Source organism: Marinobacter sp. KM021 (genome assembly GCF_050707965.1).
Classification (GTDB): domain Bacteria; phylum Pseudomonadota; class Gammaproteobacteria; order Pseudomonadales; family Oleiphilaceae; genus Marinobacter; species Marinobacter shengliensis.
Genome location: NZ_CP136129.1, coordinates 415,689 through 437,127, shown reverse-complemented (window position 1 = coordinate 437,127; position 21,439 = coordinate 415,689). Strand labels below are relative to the sequence as shown.

Annotated in this window: 23 protein-coding genes and 1 pseudogene; 20 read left to right on the top strand and 4 right to left on the bottom strand. The window is 54.0% G+C overall.

Annotated elements, in window-relative coordinates:
• The first annotated feature begins 18 nt into the window (after positions 1-18).
• The 5 genes from RVM24_RS02170 (at position 19) to RVM24_RS02150 (ending at position 3,059) form a co-directional block, all read left to right on the top strand.
• Positions 19-324, top strand: coding sequence for a hypothetical protein (locus tag RVM24_RS02170; RefSeq protein ID WP_431475428.1), 306 nt, complete (start codon positions 19-21; stop codon positions 322-324).
• Positions 309-1,343 carry an AAA family ATPase gene (locus RVM24_RS02165; RefSeq protein WP_286921746.1) on the top strand — a complete coding sequence of 345 codons (1,035 nt, stop codon included), beginning with the start codon at positions 309-311 and terminating at the stop codon, positions 1,341-1,343. The genes RVM24_RS02170 and RVM24_RS02165 overlap by 16 nt, the downstream gene beginning before the upstream one ends.
• A 158-nt stretch (positions 1,344-1,501) precedes the next feature.
• Complete coding sequence (locus RVM24_RS02160) at positions 1,502-2,182, top strand: hypothetical protein (protein ID WP_286921747.1); 681 nt, start codon at positions 1,502-1,504, stop codon at positions 2,180-2,182.
• A gap of 67 nt (positions 2,183-2,249) precedes the next feature.
• The gene (locus tag RVM24_RS02155) at positions 2,250-2,534 is read left to right on the top strand and encodes a hypothetical protein (RefSeq protein ID WP_286921748.1); all 285 of its coding nucleotides are present in this window, start codon (positions 2,250-2,252) and stop codon (positions 2,532-2,534) included.
• Positions 2,535-2,654: 120 nt separating this feature from the next.
• The gene (locus RVM24_RS02150; protein ID WP_286921749.1) at positions 2,655-3,059 is read left to right on the top strand and encodes a hypothetical protein; all 405 of its coding nucleotides are present in this window, start codon (positions 2,655-2,657) and stop codon (positions 3,057-3,059) included.
• A gap of 470 nt (positions 3,060-3,529) precedes the next feature.
• Here RVM24_RS02150 and RVM24_RS02145 read toward each other — a convergent pair whose 3' ends face one another.
• Positions 3,530-4,573, bottom strand: a complete 1,044-nt coding sequence (locus RVM24_RS02145) for an IS110 family transposase (protein ID WP_431474402.1) — start codon at positions 4,571-4,573, stop codon at positions 3,530-3,532.
• 230 nt (positions 4,574-4,803) lie between these two features.
• Here RVM24_RS02145 and RVM24_RS02140 point away from each other — a divergent pair, with 230 nt between their 5' ends.
• The 6 genes from RVM24_RS02140 (at position 4,804) to RVM24_RS02115 (ending at position 11,245) form a co-directional block, all read left to right on the top strand.
• On the top strand, positions 4,804-6,375 hold the full coding sequence (locus RVM24_RS02140) for a transposase (protein ID WP_286921750.1): 1,572 nt from the start codon (positions 4,804-4,806) through the stop codon (positions 6,373-6,375).
• 207 nt (positions 6,376-6,582) lie between these two features.
• Positions 6,583-6,924, top strand: a complete 342-nt coding sequence (locus RVM24_RS02135; RefSeq protein ID WP_286921751.1) for a hypothetical protein — start codon at positions 6,583-6,585, stop codon at positions 6,922-6,924.
• A 441-nt stretch (positions 6,925-7,365) separates the two neighbouring features.
• Positions 7,366-8,061, top strand: a complete 696-nt coding sequence (locus tag RVM24_RS02130) for an aspartate/glutamate racemase family protein (RefSeq protein ID WP_286921752.1) — start codon at positions 7,366-7,368, stop codon at positions 8,059-8,061.
• 425 nt (positions 8,062-8,486) lie between these two features.
• Positions 8,487-10,028, top strand: a complete 1,542-nt coding sequence (gene istA / locus RVM24_RS02125) for an IS21 family transposase (protein WP_061334049.1) — start codon at positions 8,487-8,489, stop codon at positions 10,026-10,028.
• An 11-nt stretch (positions 10,029-10,039) separates the two neighbouring features.
• Positions 10,040-10,795, top strand: a complete 756-nt coding sequence (gene istB / locus RVM24_RS02120; RefSeq protein ID WP_061334047.1) for an IS21-like element ISSpu5 family helper ATPase IstB — start codon at positions 10,040-10,042, stop codon at positions 10,793-10,795.
• Positions 10,796-10,870: 75 nt separating this feature from the next.
• Positions 10,871-11,245, top strand: coding sequence for a hypothetical protein (locus RVM24_RS02115; RefSeq protein ID WP_431474882.1), 375 nt, complete (start codon positions 10,871-10,873; stop codon positions 11,243-11,245).
• A gap of 463 nt (positions 11,246-11,708) precedes the next feature.
• On the opposite strand, the gene RVM24_RS02110 is transcribed toward RVM24_RS02115, so the two are convergent.
• Positions 11,709-12,752: an IS110 family transposase gene (locus tag RVM24_RS02110; protein WP_431474402.1), complete on the bottom strand. Its 1,044-nt coding sequence runs from the start codon at positions 12,750-12,752 to the stop codon at positions 11,709-11,711.
• 424 nt (positions 12,753-13,176) lie between these two features.
• Between RVM24_RS02110 and RVM24_RS02105 the strand changes: the two genes are divergently transcribed.
• The 4 genes and pseudogenes from RVM24_RS02105 to RVM24_RS02090 all read left to right on the top strand — a co-directional run.
• Positions 13,177-13,647, top strand: a complete 471-nt coding sequence (locus tag RVM24_RS02105) for a DUF2971 domain-containing protein (protein ID WP_286921754.1) — start codon at positions 13,177-13,179, stop codon at positions 13,645-13,647.
• 227 nt (positions 13,648-13,874) lie between these two features.
• Complete coding sequence (locus tag RVM24_RS02100; RefSeq protein ID WP_286921755.1) at positions 13,875-14,177, top strand: CopG family antitoxin; 303 nt, start codon at positions 13,875-13,877, stop codon at positions 14,175-14,177.
• Positions 14,178-14,462: 285 nt separating this feature from the next.
• Positions 14,463-15,197, top strand: coding sequence for a hypothetical protein (locus tag RVM24_RS02095; protein WP_286921756.1), 735 nt, complete (start codon positions 14,463-14,465; stop codon positions 15,195-15,197).
• 67 nt (positions 15,198-15,264) lie between these two features.
• Positions 15,265-15,402: pseudogene (locus RVM24_RS02090) on the top strand (aspartate/glutamate racemase); the annotation flags it as partial.
• A 25-nt stretch (positions 15,403-15,427) separates the two neighbouring features.
• Here the strand turns inward: RVM24_RS02090 and RVM24_RS02085 are convergent.
• On the bottom strand, positions 15,428-16,705 hold the full coding sequence (locus tag RVM24_RS02085; RefSeq protein ID WP_286921757.1) for an MFS transporter: 1,278 nt from the start codon (positions 16,703-16,705) through the stop codon (positions 15,428-15,430).
• Between the two features lie 37 nt (positions 16,706-16,742).
• Positions 16,743-17,633, bottom strand: a complete 891-nt coding sequence (locus RVM24_RS02080) for a LysR family transcriptional regulator (RefSeq protein WP_286921758.1) — start codon at positions 17,631-17,633, stop codon at positions 16,743-16,745.
• A gap of 109 nt (positions 17,634-17,742) precedes the next feature.
• Between RVM24_RS02080 and RVM24_RS02075 the strand changes: the two genes are divergently transcribed.
• From RVM24_RS02075 to phnD, 5 genes are all read left to right on the top strand, one after another.
• Positions 17,743-18,183 (top strand): DoxX family protein, encoded by a 441-nt coding sequence (locus tag RVM24_RS02075; protein ID WP_058092349.1) that lies wholly within the window; start codon positions 17,743-17,745, stop codon positions 18,181-18,183.
• Positions 18,184-18,220: 37 nt separating this feature from the next.
• Complete coding sequence (locus RVM24_RS02070; RefSeq protein WP_286921759.1) at positions 18,221-18,985, top strand: dioxygenase family protein; 765 nt, start codon at positions 18,221-18,223, stop codon at positions 18,983-18,985.
• 111 nt (positions 18,986-19,096) lie between these two features.
• Positions 19,097-19,483, top strand: coding sequence for a hypothetical protein (locus RVM24_RS02065; protein WP_286921760.1), 387 nt, complete (start codon positions 19,097-19,099; stop codon positions 19,481-19,483).
• Between the two features lie 245 nt (positions 19,484-19,728).
• The gene (gene phnC, locus RVM24_RS02060) at positions 19,729-20,574 is read left to right on the top strand and encodes a phosphonate ABC transporter ATP-binding protein (RefSeq protein ID WP_286921761.1); all 846 of its coding nucleotides are present in this window, start codon (positions 19,729-19,731) and stop codon (positions 20,572-20,574) included.
• Entirely contained in the window at positions 20,571-21,431 is an 861-nt protein-coding gene (phnD, locus tag RVM24_RS02055; RefSeq protein WP_431474881.1) for a phosphate/phosphite/phosphonate ABC transporter substrate-binding protein, read from the top strand. The genes phnC and phnD overlap by 4 nt, the downstream gene beginning before the upstream one ends.
• Positions 21,432-21,439: the final 8 nt, after the last annotated feature.

The following is a 21,439-nucleotide window of genomic DNA, read 5'->3' as shown; positions in this document are numbered from 1 at the left end:
TTGAAAATAAGAGTAGCCGTGATTCGCGACAATGACGGAGATTATCAATCCAATTGTGTAGACAATTATGAGGATCATGTTGCTGACCATATCAAGGTATTTTCAGATGCAGATAATTCCCGATACACATTTGAGGTATGTATGTATCAAGACAATAAATCCGTTTGCGATAAATTATTTTCAGGAGGAAAGATAAAAAAGCAACCCCTTGAGTTCATGCTAGACAATAAGGCTGAGGCTGCATTTAGACTTGTAGACCATGACGAAGAAAATTTAGATATACCAAGCTATATTAAGCAGGCCATCGCATGGATAAACGAGTAGTCTTTGCTGTCGCTGGTTCAGGTAAAACATCAAGCATCATTGATAGAGTAGAAGAAGACAGTCGATGTCTCATTGTTACATACACTGACAATAATACTAAGCACCTTAGAAACAGAATAATTCAAAAACTAGGAAAGCTTCCAGCAGGAGTTCGAGTATATTCGTATTTTACCTTTTTGTATTCATTTTGCTATAGACCTTTGTGCGGCTACGAATTGAAAACAAAAGGGATCAACTTTAACTATCCATTGCCAATGAATTCTCAGCGAAGCGCCAAAGATACTAGGAAACACTACTTTGACAAAAACGATCGACTTTTTGCAAGCCGTATAGCCAAATTGTTAATCGAATTTGGCGTTGTTCCTGAAGTGATAGAACGAATAGAGACGTTTTTTGATCTCGTATGCATCGACGAAGTTCAGGATTTTGCAGCGAACGATTTTAACTTCATATGCGCCTTGGCTAAAGTCAATGTTGAGATGCTTCTTGTAGGGGATTTCTATCAACACACATTCGATACCAGCAGAGACGGAAATACTCAAAAAAATCTACACGGCTGCTTCGGTAAATATTGTAAAAAGATATCTAATGCCGGATTTGCTATTGACTTGGAATCACTGTCTCACAGTTATCGTTGTAGTCCAAGCGTATGTTCTTTTGTGGAAAACGAATTGGCAATTGAAATTCAGTCTCATCGTAAAGATCAAGTAGAAGTTCGCCTCGTTGACGACAGTCAGGAGGTTGAAGATATCTATTTTAATGATTCCATAGTTAAGCTGTTTTATCAGAAAAGCAATTCCTACTATGGGTACAGTGAAAATTGGGGGAATACTAAAGGGCTTGATCACTTTCAGGACGTATGTGTGGCACTTAACCCAACGACTTTTAAAGCCTTTGAGTCTGGTCAGCTAGCTCAGTTGCCTCCAACTACTAAAAATAAGCTTTATGTAGCCTGTACCAGAGCTAAAGGTAACTTGTACTTTGTAAGCGAAAAAATGTTAAAGAAGTACAGGATATAATTTGTTGATCGCTATATCATTGATCGACAATGAATGGATAAGGCCATTACATACGTCCCGTATAACAAGGCGCTGCTGTCGGACAAATTTTCCGCTGCGCTACAAATTTGCCGCAGAGCGCGGCGTTAAACCTAAAGTCAGGCATATCAAAGGTTTTCATGAAGTACGATTGCAGCAAGGAACGAGCAGATTTTTTAGACAGGAATTGGCGCTTTGTTGGCCGAGTCGTTGCGGTTTACTGTGGCTTGAGTATATGGGGGATTGTGTATGGTGACGGCAAATCTCCCACAAACCCATATCCAGGTCTTTTTTTCGCAGGTTTTTTCGTTTTTTTACTCTACGCAATTCTATCTGAGCTTCAACAAGCCAATGGGCATTCACCTTCAGGCAGAGCATACAGGTGGGTGATCACGAAGTTTCATCGGCGAACAGCGACTAGCGAAATTGTGAGCCTCGAAGAGAGGCTAAATCGCGGCCAATTTGTTGCTTTAGCTATTCCTGCCGTGGCCGGCTTGGGCTTTGTTTTTCCGGCTTCAGCATACCCTGTTTCTTTTCTTATAGGGCTATTGGCTTCCAGGCTGGGGTTCTACTTTTGGGAAGAAGAGATTAAATCGCCGAAGAAACACAGAATGCCAGTTACGACAATTTTTTCAGCTTTTATATTCGTGGCTTTTATGGGCTTGGCCTGGCTCCTAAATGTATTTGGAATGGAATTTAGCGTCTCGAATTCGAGCCTCCCGTTTTTTGTTGCAGGGCTGGCGAACTGGTTTGCGATTGGGTTCATCGGTCAGCTGGTCATCAGTGTTGTAGAAGATTGTTGGCTCCGGAAAAGGGTTTAACCATGCGCTCCAGCCGACGTCCACTGCTGCGCAGCGGCCGCGGCTGAGCTTATCGTTAAAAGTTTAGATGAGCGATACAGCAGATAGAGTTTTCCGCCTCTGGGCGAGAGGTTTTTACATATTTACCGCGGTTGTTGCGATCGTGATGCTTTCCTATGCCGCCACAGGCAATAATTTGGCTGCGCGGGTCGCAGACGACGCCGTAGTTCTGTGGTCTTTCTACCTTGGCGTGGGCGTTTACGTATTTTTGCCAGCGTTTATCTGGACTATGGCGAGGGATTGGGTCCGCCTTACCCTGTACTTTTTCATTGTGATTCCAGTTGGGGCGTTGGTGTACTTTAAGCTGGCCTGATCGAGAAATTTTAACAATCTGTTGTAGTTCGTTCCGGGCCTTCGGCCCTCCACCGGACGCCCATTTCGCTGCGCTTCATGGGCGCCGCTAAACCAGGGCGTTATACACCAAGGATGAATTATGCCTTACCACACAAATACAACAGGACCTGACGACAACGGGTTTATCGACGCCTTGAAAAAGGCCCTATCTCTTGCGATCAAAGATGGAACCAATGAAGTTCTGATCTCAACTCATACGCTAGACAATCTTGAAGGCGTGATATCGAACGTACTTGGTGAAAATTTCGTCAAATCCTTCAAGAAGAATAGAAAGACATCTGTAGAAGGGGTGACGATCTTCCTAGAGACTGAACGTACTAAGTCAGCCTTCAAGAAGGGGCCAATACTCGGTCCATTTGTGTCGTTGAAATTGCTCAATAAGTTGATGTCTGATTATCGTGCTACTGACATCGTCTATGTTCCTTGGGCACCGAAAGAGCGCGATCAATTTCTTCAAGAGAACCCAGGTTCGGTCCAAATCTAATGTATAACCCATATGAGCCTTCTCGGAATCAATAGGCAATAGTGATTTTTTTGGCCGCGCCAGCGGCCAACCTAAATCCATGAGCGAGAACGCCTGCTTCGTCAGTCTCGCGGGGCTGTCAGGCACTCACAGCAAACACATATAGGGGCTCTCTTACGTGGCTTTAGACCACGGCCTGACCGGTCGTTCCATCGGTGGGTCAGGGGCACCAGACATTCATCGGTTAACCGGTCACTGGCACTATTCAAACGACGGGCTGCATGGCTCCAGTTAGTTTCAGGCTCAGGACCGGTGTAAGCGCACTGGCTCATGGTATTAAGGCACGCCCACGGGGTGGCTAATCAAAGCGACTGGCTTCAACGGCGGTGATAGAAGGCCGGTTCGGTATCGGGTACCAGTCAGCGGACACCCGGCTTTCGGTCATCATCCTGTTTGATCCAGTTAGACGTCATGCTCACCCCGTGGCGTGACTAACCCTTCAGGAATCGTTGTTCATCGAACACCCTCTGATGCTTGAGCATGAAGTAGGCAGCCCGGCCCAGCTTGTGGGCCAGCGCGGACAGCGCCTTGGGTTTGCTCATTCGTTTCTGGAGTTTCTGTAGATAGCGCTGGGCCTTGTCATTACCCCGCAGGTACAGCACGGCGGCCTCCGAGAATGCCCACTTCAGATGGGCGTTGCCAATCTTGTTGCCCTGGGTGCCGTAGACCTTGCCGGCAGACTCGGCTTTGCACTTGATGAGCCGGGCGTAAGAAGCAAATTTCTGGACCGATTCGAAGCGTTGAACATCGCCGACTTCGTAGAGAATGGTCAGCGCCAGGATGCGCCCCACACCGGGAATGGTCCTCAGCACACTCAGGGAAGCGGGATCATGTTGTTTGGCTTGCCGTTCCAGGTGTTCTTCCAGCTTGCTGAGTTCCCGGTGATAGCATTCGATGATGGCCAGGTCGAGATCGATGTTGCGCTGAACATCCTGCCCGGCAAAGGCCGCCTGAACCTGTTCCCGGGCCCCCACATTCTTCAGGTTGACCTTGTTGGGCGGCAGGTTGTATTGGCTCGTGGTGTTGACCACATGGGCCTTGAGCATGGCTCCGTGCTGGACGATGCGGGTGCGTCGGCGCAGTAAATCCCGGGTTGCCCGCATCTCCTTGGGATAAACGTAGGCCAGGGGGAAATTGCCGCCCTTCATGAGCATGGCGATTTTGAAAGAATCGATACGGTCGTTCTTGGTTTTACCACCGTGAATGGCCTTCATATACAAGGCATGGCCCAGGATAAAGTGAATGCCGTGTTCTTCGCACAGGTCTGATATCCAGTACCAGCAGTGCATGCATTCGACACCGATCACCAGATCATCACGAAACGGTTCGAGCAGGGCCAGTAGCGGTTCTGGGCGCGCTTTGATTTCCTTGTGCAGAAGTACCTCGCCCTGTTGGTCGATGATGCAGACATACAGGCTGCGGGCATGCAGATCGATTCCACAATAATGGCGGTGGGTGCTATGGTAAAAGTTCATGAGTCTTCTCCCTTGTAGTGCTTGGTCGCCTTCCAGCTTAGCGGGTAACCGCTGGGCTGGGGAGAAGGCTCAATCAGTATCAAAACGGTCAACCGGACGCCAAAAGCGTACCGCTTTTGGTACCCTCCGCTGCGCTCCGGCGCCGGTTACCATCAGCGTTGAGGCTGTAGAAAAACCCCGAAATCCCCTGTGTTTTGATAGGATCAGGCAAACGGACAAGGAGTGGTCAGATGCCCCGCTTCAAGCATTACAACTACGACCAGGACACTATGGTCGTCATCAACTACCAGGAACAGCTCCAGCCCGGCACCTTTGAACACGCGGTGCACTACCTGATCGAGCACAAGCTGGACCTGACGGTGTTTCATCCCAAGTACCGCAACGAAGACACTGGCCGGCTGGCCTACGATCCGGCCATCCTGCTGAAGATCATCCTGTTTGCCTACTCCAAGGGCATCACCTCCAGTCGCGAAATGCAGTGGTGTTGCGAGACCAACATCATCTTCAAAGCTCTCTCCTGCGATACCGTTCCGCATTTCACGACCCTGGCCAAGTTTGTCAGCAGCCACGCCGATGAGATCGAAGAGCTGTTCGAACAAGTTCTGCTGGTGTGCCACGAAGAAGGTCTGTTGGGTAACGAGCTGTTTGCCATCGACGGCTGCAAAATGTCCTCCAACGCGGCCAAGGAATGGTCCGGCACCTTTAAAGAGCTGGGCGAGAAGCGGGAGAAACTGCGACGACTGATCCGTCATCACCTCAGGGCGCATTACGAGCGGGACGAGGCAGACACCGAGGCCGAACTGGACCGCGACATCCGCCGAGCGAAGACCATTCTGTCGTTGGATGAGGCCGCTAAAAAGATTGATCGTTTCCTAAAGACGAGCCGCCCACGGATGGGCCGGGGGAAACGGAGCAAGGAAGTGAAGAGCAACGTCACCGATAACGAAAGCGCCAAGATGACCACCAGCAAAGGCACGATCCAGGGCTACAATGGGGTCGCCACGGTGGATAAGAAACACCAAATCATCATCGACGCCCAGGCCTTTGGCGAAGGCCAGGAACATCATACCCTGCAACCGGTACTGGAAACCGTCGAAGCCCGTTTCAAGAAACTGGGTATCGCTGACAGCATTTATCAGCAAGGCACCATCGTTACCGCTGACACCGGCTTCGCCAACGAAGCCAATATGAAGTACCTGCACGAACGGCAGATCAATGGCTACGTGCCGGACAACAAATTCCGCAGCCGGGACCCGAAGTTCACAAACCAGAAAGACAAGTACGGCAAGCGGCATCAAAACCTGCCGGACAAGGGTTGGAAAGACATCATTCCGGCCAGTGAATTCCAGTTCGATCCCGTGAACCTGATCTGCGTCTGCCCGACTGACGAAGAGCTTACCTATCGGGGTCAAAGGGAAGCCGAGAATGGCAAGGTCCGAGTTCACTTCGAAGGTCGATTGCTGCAATGTCGCCACTGTCCCAAGAAGCACCAATGCATGCAGAACCCTGCATCCGCTAACCACCGAAATGGGTCTGGCCGACAGGTGTCGTTCACCATTGAGAACAAGCGTCTGCCGAACTACACGGACTGGATGAAGCACCGGGTCGACAGCCAACAGGGCAAAGAGATATACAGCCACCGAATGTCGGTGGTGGAGCCGGTGTTCGGCAACATCGGCACGAACAAACGGCTGAATCGCTTCAGCTTGCGAGGCAAGAAGAAGGTGCAAGGCCAATGGCAGCTATACTGCCTGGTGCACAATATTGAGAAGTTGGCGAATTACGGGCGGTTAGCAGCGTGATGTCGGGATCAGGCGGTTACAAATGTGTCTGCTGGATGTCAGCTATACCGGCACTGACACCGTCAAAAGGGCTGAAACTCATGGCTGAACATCGGAACGATGATAATCGGCTAACTGATGGCCGCTAAGAAAATTTTAGGAACCAGGTGCTGGGGAAGGCTCGGAATCGGGTTTTTCTACAGCCTCGTTATATGAATCGAGTGAGCTGTGAAGACACTATCTGAAAAGGTTCAGTGGTACAGAGAGCCAGAATGCAGAAAATGGAAGCGCATCTGGCATTGTTTAGAATTGTCAGTTATCGCGCTCTCAGCTATTGCGGTCGCCCTGGTAATGCAAGTTCATGGTGACGGCACCAAGCTTCAGTATCCTTTTACATTTTTTGCATTGGGGGTTTCTTTTTCAGCTGGATGTTTAGTGCCATCTGTCTATCAAGCATTAGCCTTCAAAAGGTGGCAAATACAAGTTATCGCGATTGGTCTGGGTTGCGGCGTGGGTATCGCAGCGATAGCGGCTTTCGGTATTTTGGAAATGCAACATGCGAGCATATAACCAAGCCATTAAATTCGCTCCCTTCGGTCGCCGGACGCTCGTTCCTCGCGCCGTTTATGGCGGGCGTTAAAGGCCTGGCAGTCGTGTTCTTGGGTATGGTGTTTGGGGCTGGTTTCGGTGCTTGGCCTCCGCAGAAACACACCCCTTGGTCTGGCATCGGCGTTGGCCGGTCATTCGGTGCAAAGGTCGCGGGGCCATCCGGTATAACCTCGGACAAACCCGCCCATTCGGTGCTCTGGTTCCTGGCGCTATGGGTCAAGTTGGTACAAGGTATCAGGAGTAGGCATTCGGTATTGAGTGCCAACACAAAACAACGGGTAAACGGCCCTTAACCAGGCGGTCAACCGGACGCCAAAAGCGTGGCGCTTTTGGTTCCCTCCGCTGCGCTCCGGCGCTGGTTACCGCTAGCGTTAAATCGAAGCAACAACACGGAGGTTCCCTTTGAAAAAAATAGGCCTAATAGGCGGAATGAGCTGGGAGTCAACTCAGACTTATTACCGACTGATCAACCAGAAAGTAAGAGACGAACTTGGCGGGCTTCATTCGGCAAAGCTCGTTCTCTATAGCGTGGATTTTGCCGAGATTGAGGCCTTGCAGCATCAGGGTGATTGGCAGACAACAGGGGAAATATTGGGATCAGCCGCCCAGTCGGTTGAATCGGCAGGTGCAGAGTTTCTGGTTCTTTGTACGAACACGATGCATAAAGTCGCCTCCCAAATTGAACGCTCAGCAAACGTCCCTCTGCTTCACATCGCAGATGCCACTGCCAACGTACTCAAACAGGATGGAGTAACCTGTGTGGGACTGCTGGGGACACGATTCACTATGGAGCAGACGTTTTACCTAGGTCGTCTTCAGGAGCATGGTATCCAGGTCATTGTGCCAGATGAGTCCCAAAGGGAGCTTGTTCATTCCGTGATTTACAATGAGTTGTGCCAAGGTATGGTTAAGTCTGATTCAAAAAATGGGTATCTGGATGTTGTAGCATCATTGGCTGAGCGCGGTGCACAAGGAGTAATTTTGGGATGCACGGAAATTGGTCTTTTGATTCAGGGCTCGGATACAGAGGTCAAACTGTATGACACAACAGAAATACATGCCGAGCAGGCAGTTCAGTATGCCTTGGACAGGATTTAACCAAGGGCTGTTGTCGGACGGTTTGTCCGTCGCTTTGCTCCTTCCAAACCGCCGCAAAGCCCGGCGTTATATCTCTAGTAGAAAGTATGGATGACATAGAAAATTTTTTGGAAGAAAGGGCTCGCTTACGTGAGGAGTTAGAGTTGCTAGACAAACTTGTTATGATCTACAGGAGCAACACCCCCCAAGTCCAACCCAGATGGGATACTTCGCCACAGTCGGTGTCATTCAACGACATTGATGTGCGTATTCCAGACCAAGGTTGCCACTGATTCCAGACGAAGCCTGCCACCCATTCCACACGAAAGCTGCCACTGATTCCACGGCAAAGCTGCCACCCTGGCAAGCTGCCTGATTTCCCCATCAAAACGTCCGGCGCGGGATAACTAACGGTACTCTGCTCCTTTTCATCCGGAGAGGGCCAGATGCCAGCGAAGAGGTTATCCATGCGTAAAATCAAAGAAGTCCTTCGCCTCAAGTGGGAGCGAGGGCTGAGCAACCGGCAGGTTGCCGCAGCCTGCGGCATCAGCCGCCCCACCGTGAGCGAGTATCTGCGGCGTGCCGCCGAAGAGGATCTTGGCTGGCCGTTGCCAGAGGATCTGAGTGACGCTCAGTTGGAGCAGCGGTTGTTCCCGCCACCACCGGATCTGCCGGCACAGGCCAGAGGTATACCCGACTGGCAACACATCCGCGACGAACTCACGGGCAAGAATGTCACCCTGTTCCTGCTCTGGCAGGAGTACCGGCAAGCCAACCCGGACGGTTATCAGTACAGCTGGTTCTGCGACCATTACCGGGCCTGGCAAGGCAAGCTGGATCTGGTGATGCGGCAGGACCATCGGGCCGGTGAGAAGCTGTTCGTGGACTATGCCGGGCACACGGTGCCCGTTATTGACCGCACCACCGGTGAGATCCATGAGGCGCAAGTCTTTGTGGCGGTGATGGGCGCGTCCAATTACACCTACGCCGAGGCCACCTGGAGCCAGACCCTGCCGGACTGGATCGGCTCCCACACCCGAGCCTTCGAGTTCCTGGGCGGCGTGCCGGAACTGGTGGTTCCGGACAACCTCCGCTCCGGCGTCAGCAAGGCCCATCGCTACGAGCCGGACCTCAATCCGACCTATCAGGATATGGCTGGCCATTATGGTGTGGCCGTTGTCCCGACAAGAGTTCGCAAGCCCCGTGACAAGGCCAAGGTGGAAGGCGGCGTCTTGATCGTCGAGCGCTGGATACTGGCGGCCCTGCGCCACCGTCAACACTTCTCCCTGGGGCAGCTCAACGCCACCATCCGTGAGCTGTTGGAGAAGCTCAATAGCCGCCCCTTCCGCAAGTTGCCCGGGTGCCGGCTTGATCACTTCAAACAGCTGGACCAGCCGGTTCTACAACCGCTACCCGCCGAGCCGTATGTCTACGCCGAGTGGAAAAAAGCCCGGGTACACATCGACTACCACGTCGCCATCGATGGCCATTACTACTCGGTGCCCTATACCCTGATCAAGAAAGAAGTGGAGGTCCGGATCACCCATAACACCATCGAATGCTTCCACCGAGGCAACCGGATCGCCAGCCACCGGCGCTCAGACCAGAAGGGACGGCACACCACCATCGCCGCGCACATGCCGGAATCCCATCGCCAGGCCGGCGAGTGGTCACCGGAACGGCTGATCGCGTGGGCTACCAAGATCGGACCGGCAACTGAAAAGCTCATCCGCGCCGCGCTGGGGGCGAGAAAGCACCCTCAGCAGGCCTATAGGTCCTGCCTGGGCATTCTCCGGCTGGGCCAGAGCTACGGCGAGGCACGATTAGAACGCGCCTGCCAACGCGCCCTGATGCTGGGCAGTTGCCGATACAAGAGCATCGAATCCATCCTCAAACACCGTCTGGATCAGCAGCCCCTGGAAGAGCAACAAGAACTGGCCTTACCCGACACACACGACAACATCCGCGGCCCCGCCTACTATCACTGAAGGAACCTGACATGTTGAAACATCCCGCACTGGATAAGCTCCACGCCCTCAAGCTGACTGGTATGGCGGCCGCCCTGGCGGATCAATCGGCTACCCCCGACATTACCGACCTGAGCTTCGAGGAGCGCCTTGGCCTGCTGGTCGACCGGGAAATGACCGAAAGAGACAACCGGCGTATGACCAGCCGGCTGCGTCGGGCCAAGCTGCGACACGCCGCGATCCTCGAAGACATTGATTACCGGAACTCGCGGGGCCTGGATAAAGGGCTTATCCAGAGTCTGGCCAGCTGCCAGTGGGTGAAGGAACACCTGAACGTGCTCATCACCGGCCCCACCGGGGTCGGGAAAACCTGGCTGGCCTGTGCACTGGCACACAAAGCCTGCCGAGAGGGTTACACCGCCCAGTACGTCCGCCTGACCCGGCTGCTACGAGAGCTGGCCATCGCCAAGGGCGATGGCCAATACTCAAAGCTCCTGACCAGCCTGGCCAAGGTCGACGTGCTGATCCTGGATGACTGGGGGTTGATGAAGCTGAGCGCAGAGAACCGACGAGACTTGCTGGAGGTGCTGGAAGACCGACATGGCCGGCGCGCCACCATCGCCACCAGCCAACTGCCCATCGAGGAATGGCATGGCATCATCGGTGACGCCACGCTGGCAGACGCCATTCTGGACCGGCTCGTTCACAACGCCTACAAGATCAATCTGCGGGGCGAGTCCATGCGAAAACAGCAGGCAAAGTTGACGGCCACCGACACTTCGGAGTAAGAAGAGAAACCCCGCGTCGCTACGCTCCGATGGGTGGCAGCCTTGCTCCGGTCCGGGTGGCAGGCTTCACGTGGAATGGGTGGCAACCTTCAGCGGTTTACGCACATTGATGATTCGATTGTAGAGAAAGGTATTGATATCTATTGCGCTCACTTTGAGCAGGTTTGGAGTGGCATCTACGAACCGGGGGTCTACGACAAAGATACCCTTTGGGAAGATGTTCACGACCCGAGAAAAATTGCAAAAGTCATTGATGCATGGAAGCACGGAACAGCGCTCTCGCCGATGTTTTTAGTGAAGCATAGTTCTCTCGCAATGGCATTGGTCGCAGATGGTAAACACAGATTAACAGTGGCCCGTTACATGGGTTCTGAATCGATTCCATTTATGGTTTCATCGGATTCGAGTAATTGGCTACAAACAGCAATCCCATCGGCGAAAAGGATATAACACATATGAGCCTTCTCGGAATCAATAGGCAATAGTGATTTTTTTGGCCGCGCCAGCGGCCAACCTAAATCCATGAGCGAGAACGCCTGCTTCGTCAGTCTCGCGGGGCTGTCAGGCACTCACAGCAAACACATATAGGGGCTCTCTTACGTGGCTTTAGACCACGGCCTGACCGGTCGTTCCATCGGTGGGTCAGGGGCACCAGACATTCATCGGTTAACCGGTCACTGGCACTATTCAAACGACGGGCTGCATGGCTCCAGTTAGTTTCAGGCTCAGGACCGGTGTAAGCGCACTGGCTCATGGTATTAAGGCACGCCCACGGGGTGGCTAATCAAAGCGACTGGCTTCAACGGCGGTGATAGAAGGCCGGTTCGGTATCGGGTACCAGTCAGCGGACACCCGGCTTTCGGTCATCATCCTGTTTGATCCAGTTAGACGTCATGCTCACCCCGTGGCGTGACTAACCCTTCAGGAATCGTTGTTCATCGAACACCCTCTGATGCTTGAGCATGAAGTAGGCAGCCCGGCCCAGCTTGTGGGCCAGCGCGGACAGCGCCTTGGGTTTGCTCATTCGTTTCTGGAGTTTCTGTAGATAGCGCTGGGCCTTGTCATTACCCCGCAGGTACAGCACGGCGGCCTCCGAGAATGCCCACTTCAGATGGGCGTTGCCAATCTTGTTGCCCTGGGTGCCGTAGACCTTGCCGGCAGACTCGGCTTTGCACTTGATGAGCCGGGCGTAAGAAGCAAATTTCTGGACCGATTCGAAGCGTTGAACATCGCCGACTTCGTAGAGAATGGTCAGCGCCAGGATGCGCCCCACACCGGGAATGGTCCTCAGCACACTCAGGGAAGCGGGATCATGTTGTTTGGCTTGCCGTTCCAGGTGTTCTTCCAGCTTGCTGAGTTCCCGGTGATAGCATTCGATGATGGCCAGGTCGAGATCGATGTTGCGCTGAACATCCTGCCCGGCAAAGGCCGCCTGAACCTGTTCCCGGGCCCCCACATTCTTCAGGTTGACCTTGTTGGGCGGCAGGTTGTATTGGCTCGTGGTGTTGACCACATGGGCCTTGAGCATGGCTCCGTGCTGGACGATGCGGGTGCGTCGGCGCAGTAAATCCCGGGTTGCCCGCATCTCCTTGGGATAAACGTAGGCCAGGGGGAAATTGCCGCCCTTCATGAGCATGGCGATTTTGAAAGAATCGATACGGTCGTTCTTGGTTTTACCACCGTGAATGGCCTTCATATACAAGGCATGGCCCAGGATAAAGTGAATGCCGTGTTCTTCGCACAGGTCTGATATCCAGTACCAGCAGTGCATGCATTCGACACCGATCACCAGATCATCACGAAACGGTTCGAGCAGGGCCAGTAGCGGTTCTGGGCGCGCTTTGATTTCCTTGTGCAGAAGTACCTCGCCCTGTTGGTCGATGATGCAGACATACAGGCTGCGGGCATGCAGATCGATTCCACAATAATGGCGGTGGGTGCTATGGTAAAAGTTCATGAGTCTTCTCCCTTGTAGTGCTTGGTCGCCTTCCAGCTTAGCGGGTAACCGCTGGGCTGGGGAGAAGGCTCAATCAGTATCAATTCGGTCAACGGGACCGTTTTCCGCTACGCCTTTGGCTTCGCTCCAAAGCGGCCCGTTACCTCAGCGTTAAATTCTAAAGGTGAGCAGTATCGAGACAGAAAAGAAAAAGTTGTGGCGATATATGCCCCTTATCTCGCTATTGGATTTTCTCCAAACTGGGGAGTTGAGATTTTCGAGGGCAGATAAGTTCGAGGATACACAGGAAGGCTATGTTGGCTTGGAGGCCTTGCTGTCCACTATGCCGTCGGAACTACATGAGAAAGCGAGGCAGGCGTTACACCGCCAGAATCTAGAGTGCTTCGTGTCATGCTGGCACCTCTCCTCATCGGAGAGTCTTGCAATGTGGAAGATCTATGGCGCCAATGCCTTCTCTGTTGCTGTAGTGAGCAATGTGGGGAAAGTGATGTCTGCGTGCCACGATTACTGCACTGACTCGTCTGCAGCAGGAATGTTCGGAGAAGTTGTCTACGACGACTATGTGAGCAACGGAACGCTTAATGTACAAACGCTTGGTATCCCGTTTGGCTACAAAGAGCTTCCGATCTCAAAGAGCACATTGACTCTTTTCATGAAGGCGAAGGCGTTCAGCTACGAGCAAGAGTGGCGAGTTGTCCTGAATAAGAAGAACACTAGCGATCCGGCAATTCGTGTCCCAATTGGGGAAATAGAAGAGTTTATCGAGCAAGTGTATGTTTCTCCACAGGCGCCTGATTGGATGGTTTCAACGATAGAGAGTTTGGTAAGGGATCAATTCGGCTTTAATCGAATTTCGGTAAGTAGATCGCCTCTCGCCAAACATTTCAAAATTTAACAAGGCAATGCACGCGACAAGCGCGTGATTGCAGCGTTAAGTTTTCTAGGAGAGGAGAAATGTCGAAAAAATTACTACTAGGAGCTTTCCTCTTCTGGATTTCGATTCCTGGGGCCTCCTCAAACCCGGGGCGGTTCAGGTGCCGTACGTTGAAAATGATAGCGAAATTTTTCTCAAGACGGTCATCCCCAGTCGCAAGGCCACCAAGAAATTTCTAGGGAGGTAGCATGGCTAAGACCAAATTAGATCCCGAAGAGCAAGAACTGCTGGAGGCTTACGAGTCCGGAGAGTTCGAGTCAGATCTGGATGCCGATCGTCGGGAGTACTTGACGACGGCAGCGGAAGAAACATTCAAGAAGGACAAGCGGATCAATATACGCATCTCCAGTCGAGATCTGGAAGCACTGCAACGTCGAGCCCTGGAAGAGGGACTTCCTTACCAGTCCCTGGTTTCCAGTGTCCTGCACAAGTATGTCTCCGGCGGTCTCAAAGACATCTGTGCCAACAAGTCGGGCCAGCGGACGCGCTAAAGCGCGCCACCGCCTTCTGCGTTAGCCAGGAAAGACAGCGCTGTGAGAACGATACTTCTTGGAAATGCTGGCGCTGGTAAAAGCACTCTCGCAAAGAGATTAGTTGCCAAGCAGCCAGCCCCTCGCCTTTCTCTTCATGAAGTGGCATTCCACAATGGGGCGCAGCGGCGCTCGATCCAAGATAGCATCACGACTGATGCTCATAATTGTTAGCTGAAACAGAGAAAGCATCGTTTGGCTGTGGCAACCTCTGCGATCAGTGTACTTCAGGGAAGAATAGTATTTATGTCAGGAACAGAGTGTCGCGATAACAGTCCGCAAACAATTTCCGTAAGTCAGCGAAGCCCTGCTCTGGGCTTTAGTGTGTCATACAAAAAAAGCATTCCTATCCCCGGCCTGAAACCAAAGTCCCGTGAGGAGCTGGGATATCCGGGAGTTGGCCGTTGGACACGCAGTGCGCAGGCAACAGGATCAAAGATACAGTACCTTATCGGGCTGTTTTTTCTGCTGTTGCCACTGACTGTCTACGCGGTAACGCTGGGCAACTATTTCCATCCTGTTTTGTTGTGCGGTCCGTTTTTCGGGATTTGCATGCTTTCCTCTCGACTGAACACCACACGGAAACTGCTCAAATACGGAGCCACGTTGCTAAAACTGGACACGGAACCTGAGGTAGGTGGCAACGCTTCAGGAATCATACGTTTTCTGAAGCCTCTGCGGGGAAACCAGCCAGTGGAGGTGAAGCTGGTTTGTTATAAGAAGGACGCAATCGTTAGTAATGATAATTCGTCGCGTGACGCTGAATACTGGAGCATAAAGCAGCAGATTCGGGTGAAGCCTGAAGGCAGGGAGCGTGTTGTGCTATTCAGTTTTGATGTGCCTTCAGGACTGCCCATTAATGACCTGCCAAGTTACTACTGGCTACTGGAATTGCGGGGGACGCATGGTCAGAAAAGCCTGTATCGCTCCTGGCGCATGCCGATCGACTCAACCAATAGTGACCTCTCCGAATCGGGCTGAGAGGCCGCGCGAAGTGGTGATTCCTTGCTCCCGGACTACCCTAGAAAAGTGCGGGGTATGTGAAGACAAGGTCGCCGCCGGGATTGAACGGGCGATGAGCATTTCCCTGCTTCACATTGCAGACGCCACCGCCAAAGTCCTCAAAGAGGATGGGGTAACCTGCGTCGGGCTGCTGGGCACACGATTTACGATGGAACAGACTTTTACCTTAGTCGTCTTCAGGATCATGGTCAGTTGCCCTCACTCGGGGCCTCAATCTTGACGGCCCGATAGGGCTCCCCCTCCTCAGTCTGCAACTGATAATCATAAGCCGCCTGCAAGCCGGTTTCGTCCTCGCCCTGCTCTTCTGCGCTCGATTCAAGGGAGCGCGGGTAAAGCGGCGACAGCAGTGCCGCCAGTATGCCGATGGCGGCAAACATGGCAAACGCATCCGCATAACTGAACTCGTTCACCAACATACCCACGATGGGCGAGCCGACGGCCTGGCCAAGGGATACCGATATAAAGGGCAGCACCGGCCCCACAGACAACCGGCCGGGTAGCAGGCGGATGCCGGTCATCAGGTACAGGCCGGTCAGGCTCATGTAGGCCAGGCCAAATACCAGGGCGGAAAACACCGCAATCACTATATTGCCGGGGCTGGCTGCCAGCAGGGCCAGGCTGGCAGACAGCATCATCAGCATCAGGGCCTGGGTGATGGGCGGGTTGTTGCGATCGGCAAGGTCTGCAACCACGGCACCGCCCAGCCCGGCCAGGCCTACCCCCAGCCACAACCAGCCGGTGGAACCCGATGGCAAGGCACCCACGGTAACCGCCAGGTCCGGCGCAAAAATCCAGTACGCGGCAGACACAAAGCCCATCACGAAGGCGAACAATGAGAGCCGCAGCAGGCGCACCCACTGCAGGGTAGTAATGGCAGGCGGCGGCGCTGCGTTCGCCGGCATGACTCGTGAAACCGAGGGGATTAAATACCAGGTTGCCAACACCCCGATAATGGCCAAAAACGCGAAGGAGAAATAGGCATAACGCCAGGCCCCGGCCAGTAACAGAATGGCCGACGCGGCAATCACCACACCCACGCTGGTACCGGCGTTCATCACCGAGCTCACGCGCCCATGCAGGGAGCGTTTTACCAGCGCCTGCATGGCGGCGGTCAGTGCCGGCATCATCAAGCCGGTGCAGATACCACAAGCGACTACGCCCACACCCAGCGACAAAACGCCCGCCGCCTGGCTGATCAACACCAGGCCCACTGCACCAAAGCCACCAGACAGCACCGCCGTGTTGCGGGCGCCCAAGCGATCAGCCGCCAGCGGCGCGACCAGGGTAGCCAGGATAAAACTGATGAGGGGAAGCGCGCCGATGATGCCGATCATGTCTGGCGAGAGTTCCAGCTCCGCCCGGATCGGCGGCACGAACAAGCCGAAGGCGAAACGGGCCAGCCCGAAGCTGATGGCAATCAGGGCGGCACCCAGAAGAGCAAACGAGGTACTTGAAGGAAACTTCATGTCACCTCCGGCAGGCTACTGTAAATTTACGGCGGCACTACACAGCGTCTGGCAACGTTGCCACCAGGAAGTCCACCAACGCCCTCACCTTGGGCGTAACAAACTTGCGGGTGGGATAAACCGCATACACCCCCAGCTCGGTAGAGCAGTATTCCGGCAGCAACTCCACCAGCCTGCCCGAGTCCAGATCATCACGCAACAGGAAGCTCGGCTGGTACACCACCCCCTGGTGAGCCACCGCGGCGGCGCAACAGGTGTCACCGTTGTTGGCGTACATCCACGGGCGTACCCGCGTGCTGACCAGCCCCTCCGGCCCCTGAAACTGCCATTCGTTACCGCTGGCCAGGTTGCTGTAGGCAATGACCTTGTGGTGCATCAGGTCTTCCGGCGTTTCCGGGGCTCCGTGCGCCCGGATGTATTCGGGCGAGGCGCACACCATCAGCCGGGTGTTGGTGAGGCGACGGCTCACCAGGGTGGAGGTTCGCAGGCTGGCAATACGAATGGCCAGGTCAAAGCCTTCTTCAACGATATCCACGATGCGATCAGACAGCTCGATGTTCAGTTCCACATCCGGAAACCGGGCGTGGAACTCACCCCACAGCGGGGCCAGGTGTCGAATACCGAAACTCACCGGTGCGTTGATGCGCAGCACCCCTTTGGCCACGCTGGTGCGCGAGGTCAGTTCTGCTTCGGCTTCTTCCACCCCCGCCAGCAGTTCCCGGCAACGAACGTAAAACACCTCCCCTTCCGCTGTCAGGGACAACCGCCGGGTGGTGCGGTGTAGCAGCCGCACGGTAAGGCGCGACTCCAGCTCGTTGATGTAGCGCGATACGGCAGCCTTGGACATACCCATGGTCTCGGAGGCGGCGACAAAACTGCCGGCTTCCACAACGGCGCAGAAGGTCTGCATTTCCAGTAATCGATCCATTTTATTGTTCCACTTTTTGAAACAGTCAATCCATTAAACGTATGTTTATCCCAAAAAAAGATCCCTGTAAAGTAGCCCCATACTCAACCACACAGAAGGAAGCACGATCATGAACAACGCACTCATCAACAAACTGCTCGATACCAACGCTGGCTGGGGCGCCCTAGCCCTGCGTATTCCGGTAGGCATTATCTTCGCCGCCCACGGTGCCCAGAAGCTGTTCGGCTGGTTCGGAGGCTACGGCCTTGAAGGCACTGGCCAATGGATGGATTCTATTGGTTTAAGCCCGGGCTACCTGATGGCCTTGCTGGCCGGCGGTACGGAGTTCTTCGGCGGTCTGGCGCTGATCATCGGCCTGCTGGTTCGCCCTGCCAGCGCGGCTCTGGCTTTCGCCATGGTGATTGCCATTTTCAGCGTGCACATCCAGAACGGCCTGTTCATGAGCAACAATGGCTACGAATTCGGACTGGCCTTGCTGGCGGCTTCTGTTTCGCTGATGTTCAGCGGTGCCGGGCGCGCATCGGTTGACCGGCTTGTGGCCGCTCGCTAAACAGTACACCGAACTCAACCCAAAGGAGCAACGCGCCATGACCAGTCTGTTCGTATCCCACGGCGCCCCCACCTTTGCACTGGAGCCGGGCCTGGCAGGCCCGGCCCTCACCAGGCTGGGGCAGCAACTTCCACGGCCGGCTGCTGTGCTGGTGGTGTCGCCCCACTGGATGACACCCGAGGTGCGGGTAGGCCTTGCCGAAACACCGGCAACCATCCACGACTTCAACGGTTTCGAACCCGCGCTTTATGAGCTCGAATACCCGGCTCCGGGTCACCCGGCTTTTGCCAGAATGGCGCTTTCTCTCCTTGAGGAAGCGGGCTGGAAGCCAGTCGCCGACGCTCAACGCGGCCTCGACCACGGGGCTTGGGTGCCGTTGCGGCATCTTTACCCGGATGCGTCCGTGCCGGTATTTCAGGTATCCCTGCCGGATTGGCTCGACAGCCACTCTGCCTGGCGCCTGGGCCAGACGCTCGCCCCTTTGCAAAAAGAGGGTGTTCTGATCGTCGGCTCCGGCAGCCTGACCCACAACCTGTATGAGGTCCGCTGGCGCGACGAACAGGCAAGCGAATACGCCCGGGACTTCAGCCACTGGATTCGGGAAGCGGCGATTGCAGGCGATCACGAGCGACTGGTAAACGCCCTGGCCCTGGCTCCCCATGCTCGCCGCGCACACCCCACCGTTGAGCATTTCCTGCCGCTACTGGTTGCCCTTGGAGCTGCTGATTCCAATGCCCCGGCCACGGTTATTGAAGGTGGCATTGAGCACGGGGTGCTTTCGATGGATTCGTTTGTTTTCTGACGGGCGAGCGTTAATCCCGCCTCGATTCTTTCTGCTACCTTTATAAATAGCTGCCGAGATGTATGTATGAAGTAGGAGCAGCCAGAAAGAAGCACCACGGAGGTGATTTCTATGCGTATCGCAAAAGAGGATATACCTGTTCGAATTGATGTACCGGGGGCAAAAGCACGACAACAAACCGAATTTGGCGATGTATCCGGTTACAACACCATGGGGGCCGAATACTTCTCCTTTGGTGCTGGCACCGACATCACCGAGTTGCTACACGGGCTTGAGGGCAACCGTTGCCAATGCCCCCACTGGGGTTATGTGGTGAAAGGGGAAATCACAGCACTGTATTTGGATGGCAGTGAAGAAACCTCCCGTAACGGGGATCTGTTCTACTGGCCACCCGGGCACAGTGTGCGCGCCGAGCAAGACACCGACATTGTGATGTTCAGCCCGCAGCATGAGCACGGGTTGGTGATTGATCACATCCGGAGACAGGTCGCTGGCTGAATCGGTCAAACCCTGAAACTTAATCTTTCGCCGCCGATTGGCGGCGGCTTTTCGCGAATTGCCGGTTCTCATCGACGCAATGTCGATCGCCGCAGACAGTTTTTAGTATGCAGTGGATGCTGAGAACCGCCCCCAAAATCATCACCGTCCTGTCATTTGAATGACACGGCTTTGTCACCGTTTGGATTTACCGTTTCATTGTAAGTCGCAATCAAGCGAGCTTATCAATTGTAAAAGGTGATCCGATGGCATCTATCCCATCCCAAAGCATGATGCTCCGTATCGAAGACATGGGTGTGACCTACCCCAGAAATGTACTTGCGCTGCGGCCCACCACCGTCGATTTTCACAGGGGCGAGTTTACTGTTTTGCTCGGCCTATCTGGCGCTGGCAAATCCACCTTGCTCCGCTCACTCAATCATCTTGTTCTGCCCACCGCCGGGAGCGTGATCTCGGCAGAGTTTGGCCCACTAAATAGCCGGCGTACCGTTAGACAGCACCGGTCGCGCACCGCCATGGTGTTTCAGCATCACCAATTGATTGAACGTCACACGGCGCTGCAGAATGTTCTAACTGGCCGCCTGGCCTATCACAACACCTTACGCAGTCTTCTGCCCTTTCCCAGACAGGATCTTGAGCTGGCCCTGCACTGCCTTGAGCGAGTTGGCCTAGCGGACAAAGCCCTTACTCGAGTTGACCAGCTTTCTGGCGGCCAGCAACAGCGTGTGGGCATCGCACGGGCGCTGGCGCAGCAGCCTTCCATGATTCTGGCCGACGAACCGGTAGCCAGCCTCGACCCGGCAACCTCGGAGAAAGTTCTCGGCTTGCTTCGCGATATCTGCCGCGAAGATGGCATTACCACAGTAATTTCGCTGCACCAATTGGAATACGCACAGCGCTTCGCCGACCGGATTATCGGTCTGGCTAACGCCCAGATCGTGTTCGATGCAGCACCAGAGGAGCTGCAACCACACCACCTTAACGAGATCTACCACGGTGGATCGAACTCAACACCGATGCCGGGCAAAGCCCCAGCAGCCAAAACCCAACCTGTAATGCCCCAACCCACGCAACTGGAGATAGCACGATGAAATTCGTAATCAATGCTCTGATAGCAATTTGTTTAATGGCAGGATTCAGTCTGCACGCCGCTGCTGATTCCAATCCTGACTTATTGAAAGTCGCTTTGCTCCCGGATGAAAACGCATCAGAACTGATCAAGCGCAACCAGCCGCTGAAGGATTACCTTGAAACGACCCTTGGCAAGGAAGTGAAGCTCATCGTAACCACGGATTATTCCTCCATGATCGAAGCCATGCGCTTCGGCCGCATCGACCTGGCATACTTTGGCCCAATCTCCTATGTGATGGCTAAAAGCAAGAGCGACATCGAACCATTTGCCGCCATGATGGTGGATGGCAAACCAACTTATCGCTCTATTATCATCGCCAATACTGAATCGGGTGTAGAGACCTATGCTGATATCAAAGGAAAAAAAATGGCGTATGGCGACCGTGCTTCTACGTCCAGCCACCTGATCCCCAAGACAGTGCTCATGGAATCCGCCGGCCTGGAAGCTGAACGAGATTATGAAGCTCACTTTGTGGGCTCCCATGATTCGGTAGCGGTGAATGTGGCCAACGGCAATGCCCAGGCTGGTGGTCTGTCCGAAGTTATTTTCCAACACGTTATGGACCGAGGCCTGATCGACAGAAAGAAAGTTCGGGTGCTCGGCTACAGCGGTGAATTTCCCCAGTATCCCTGGGCCATGCGGTCAAACCTGGATCCGGAGCTCAAAGCCAGTGTACGGGAAGCCTTCCTAAATATTGACGACGAAGAGATTCTCGGCAATCTGAAGGCCGAAGGCTTCGCCGCCATATCCGATGCCGATTATGACGTTATCCGCAAGATGGGCAGTCTACTCAACCTAGATTTCGCGAAGATGTAAGGAGCCCC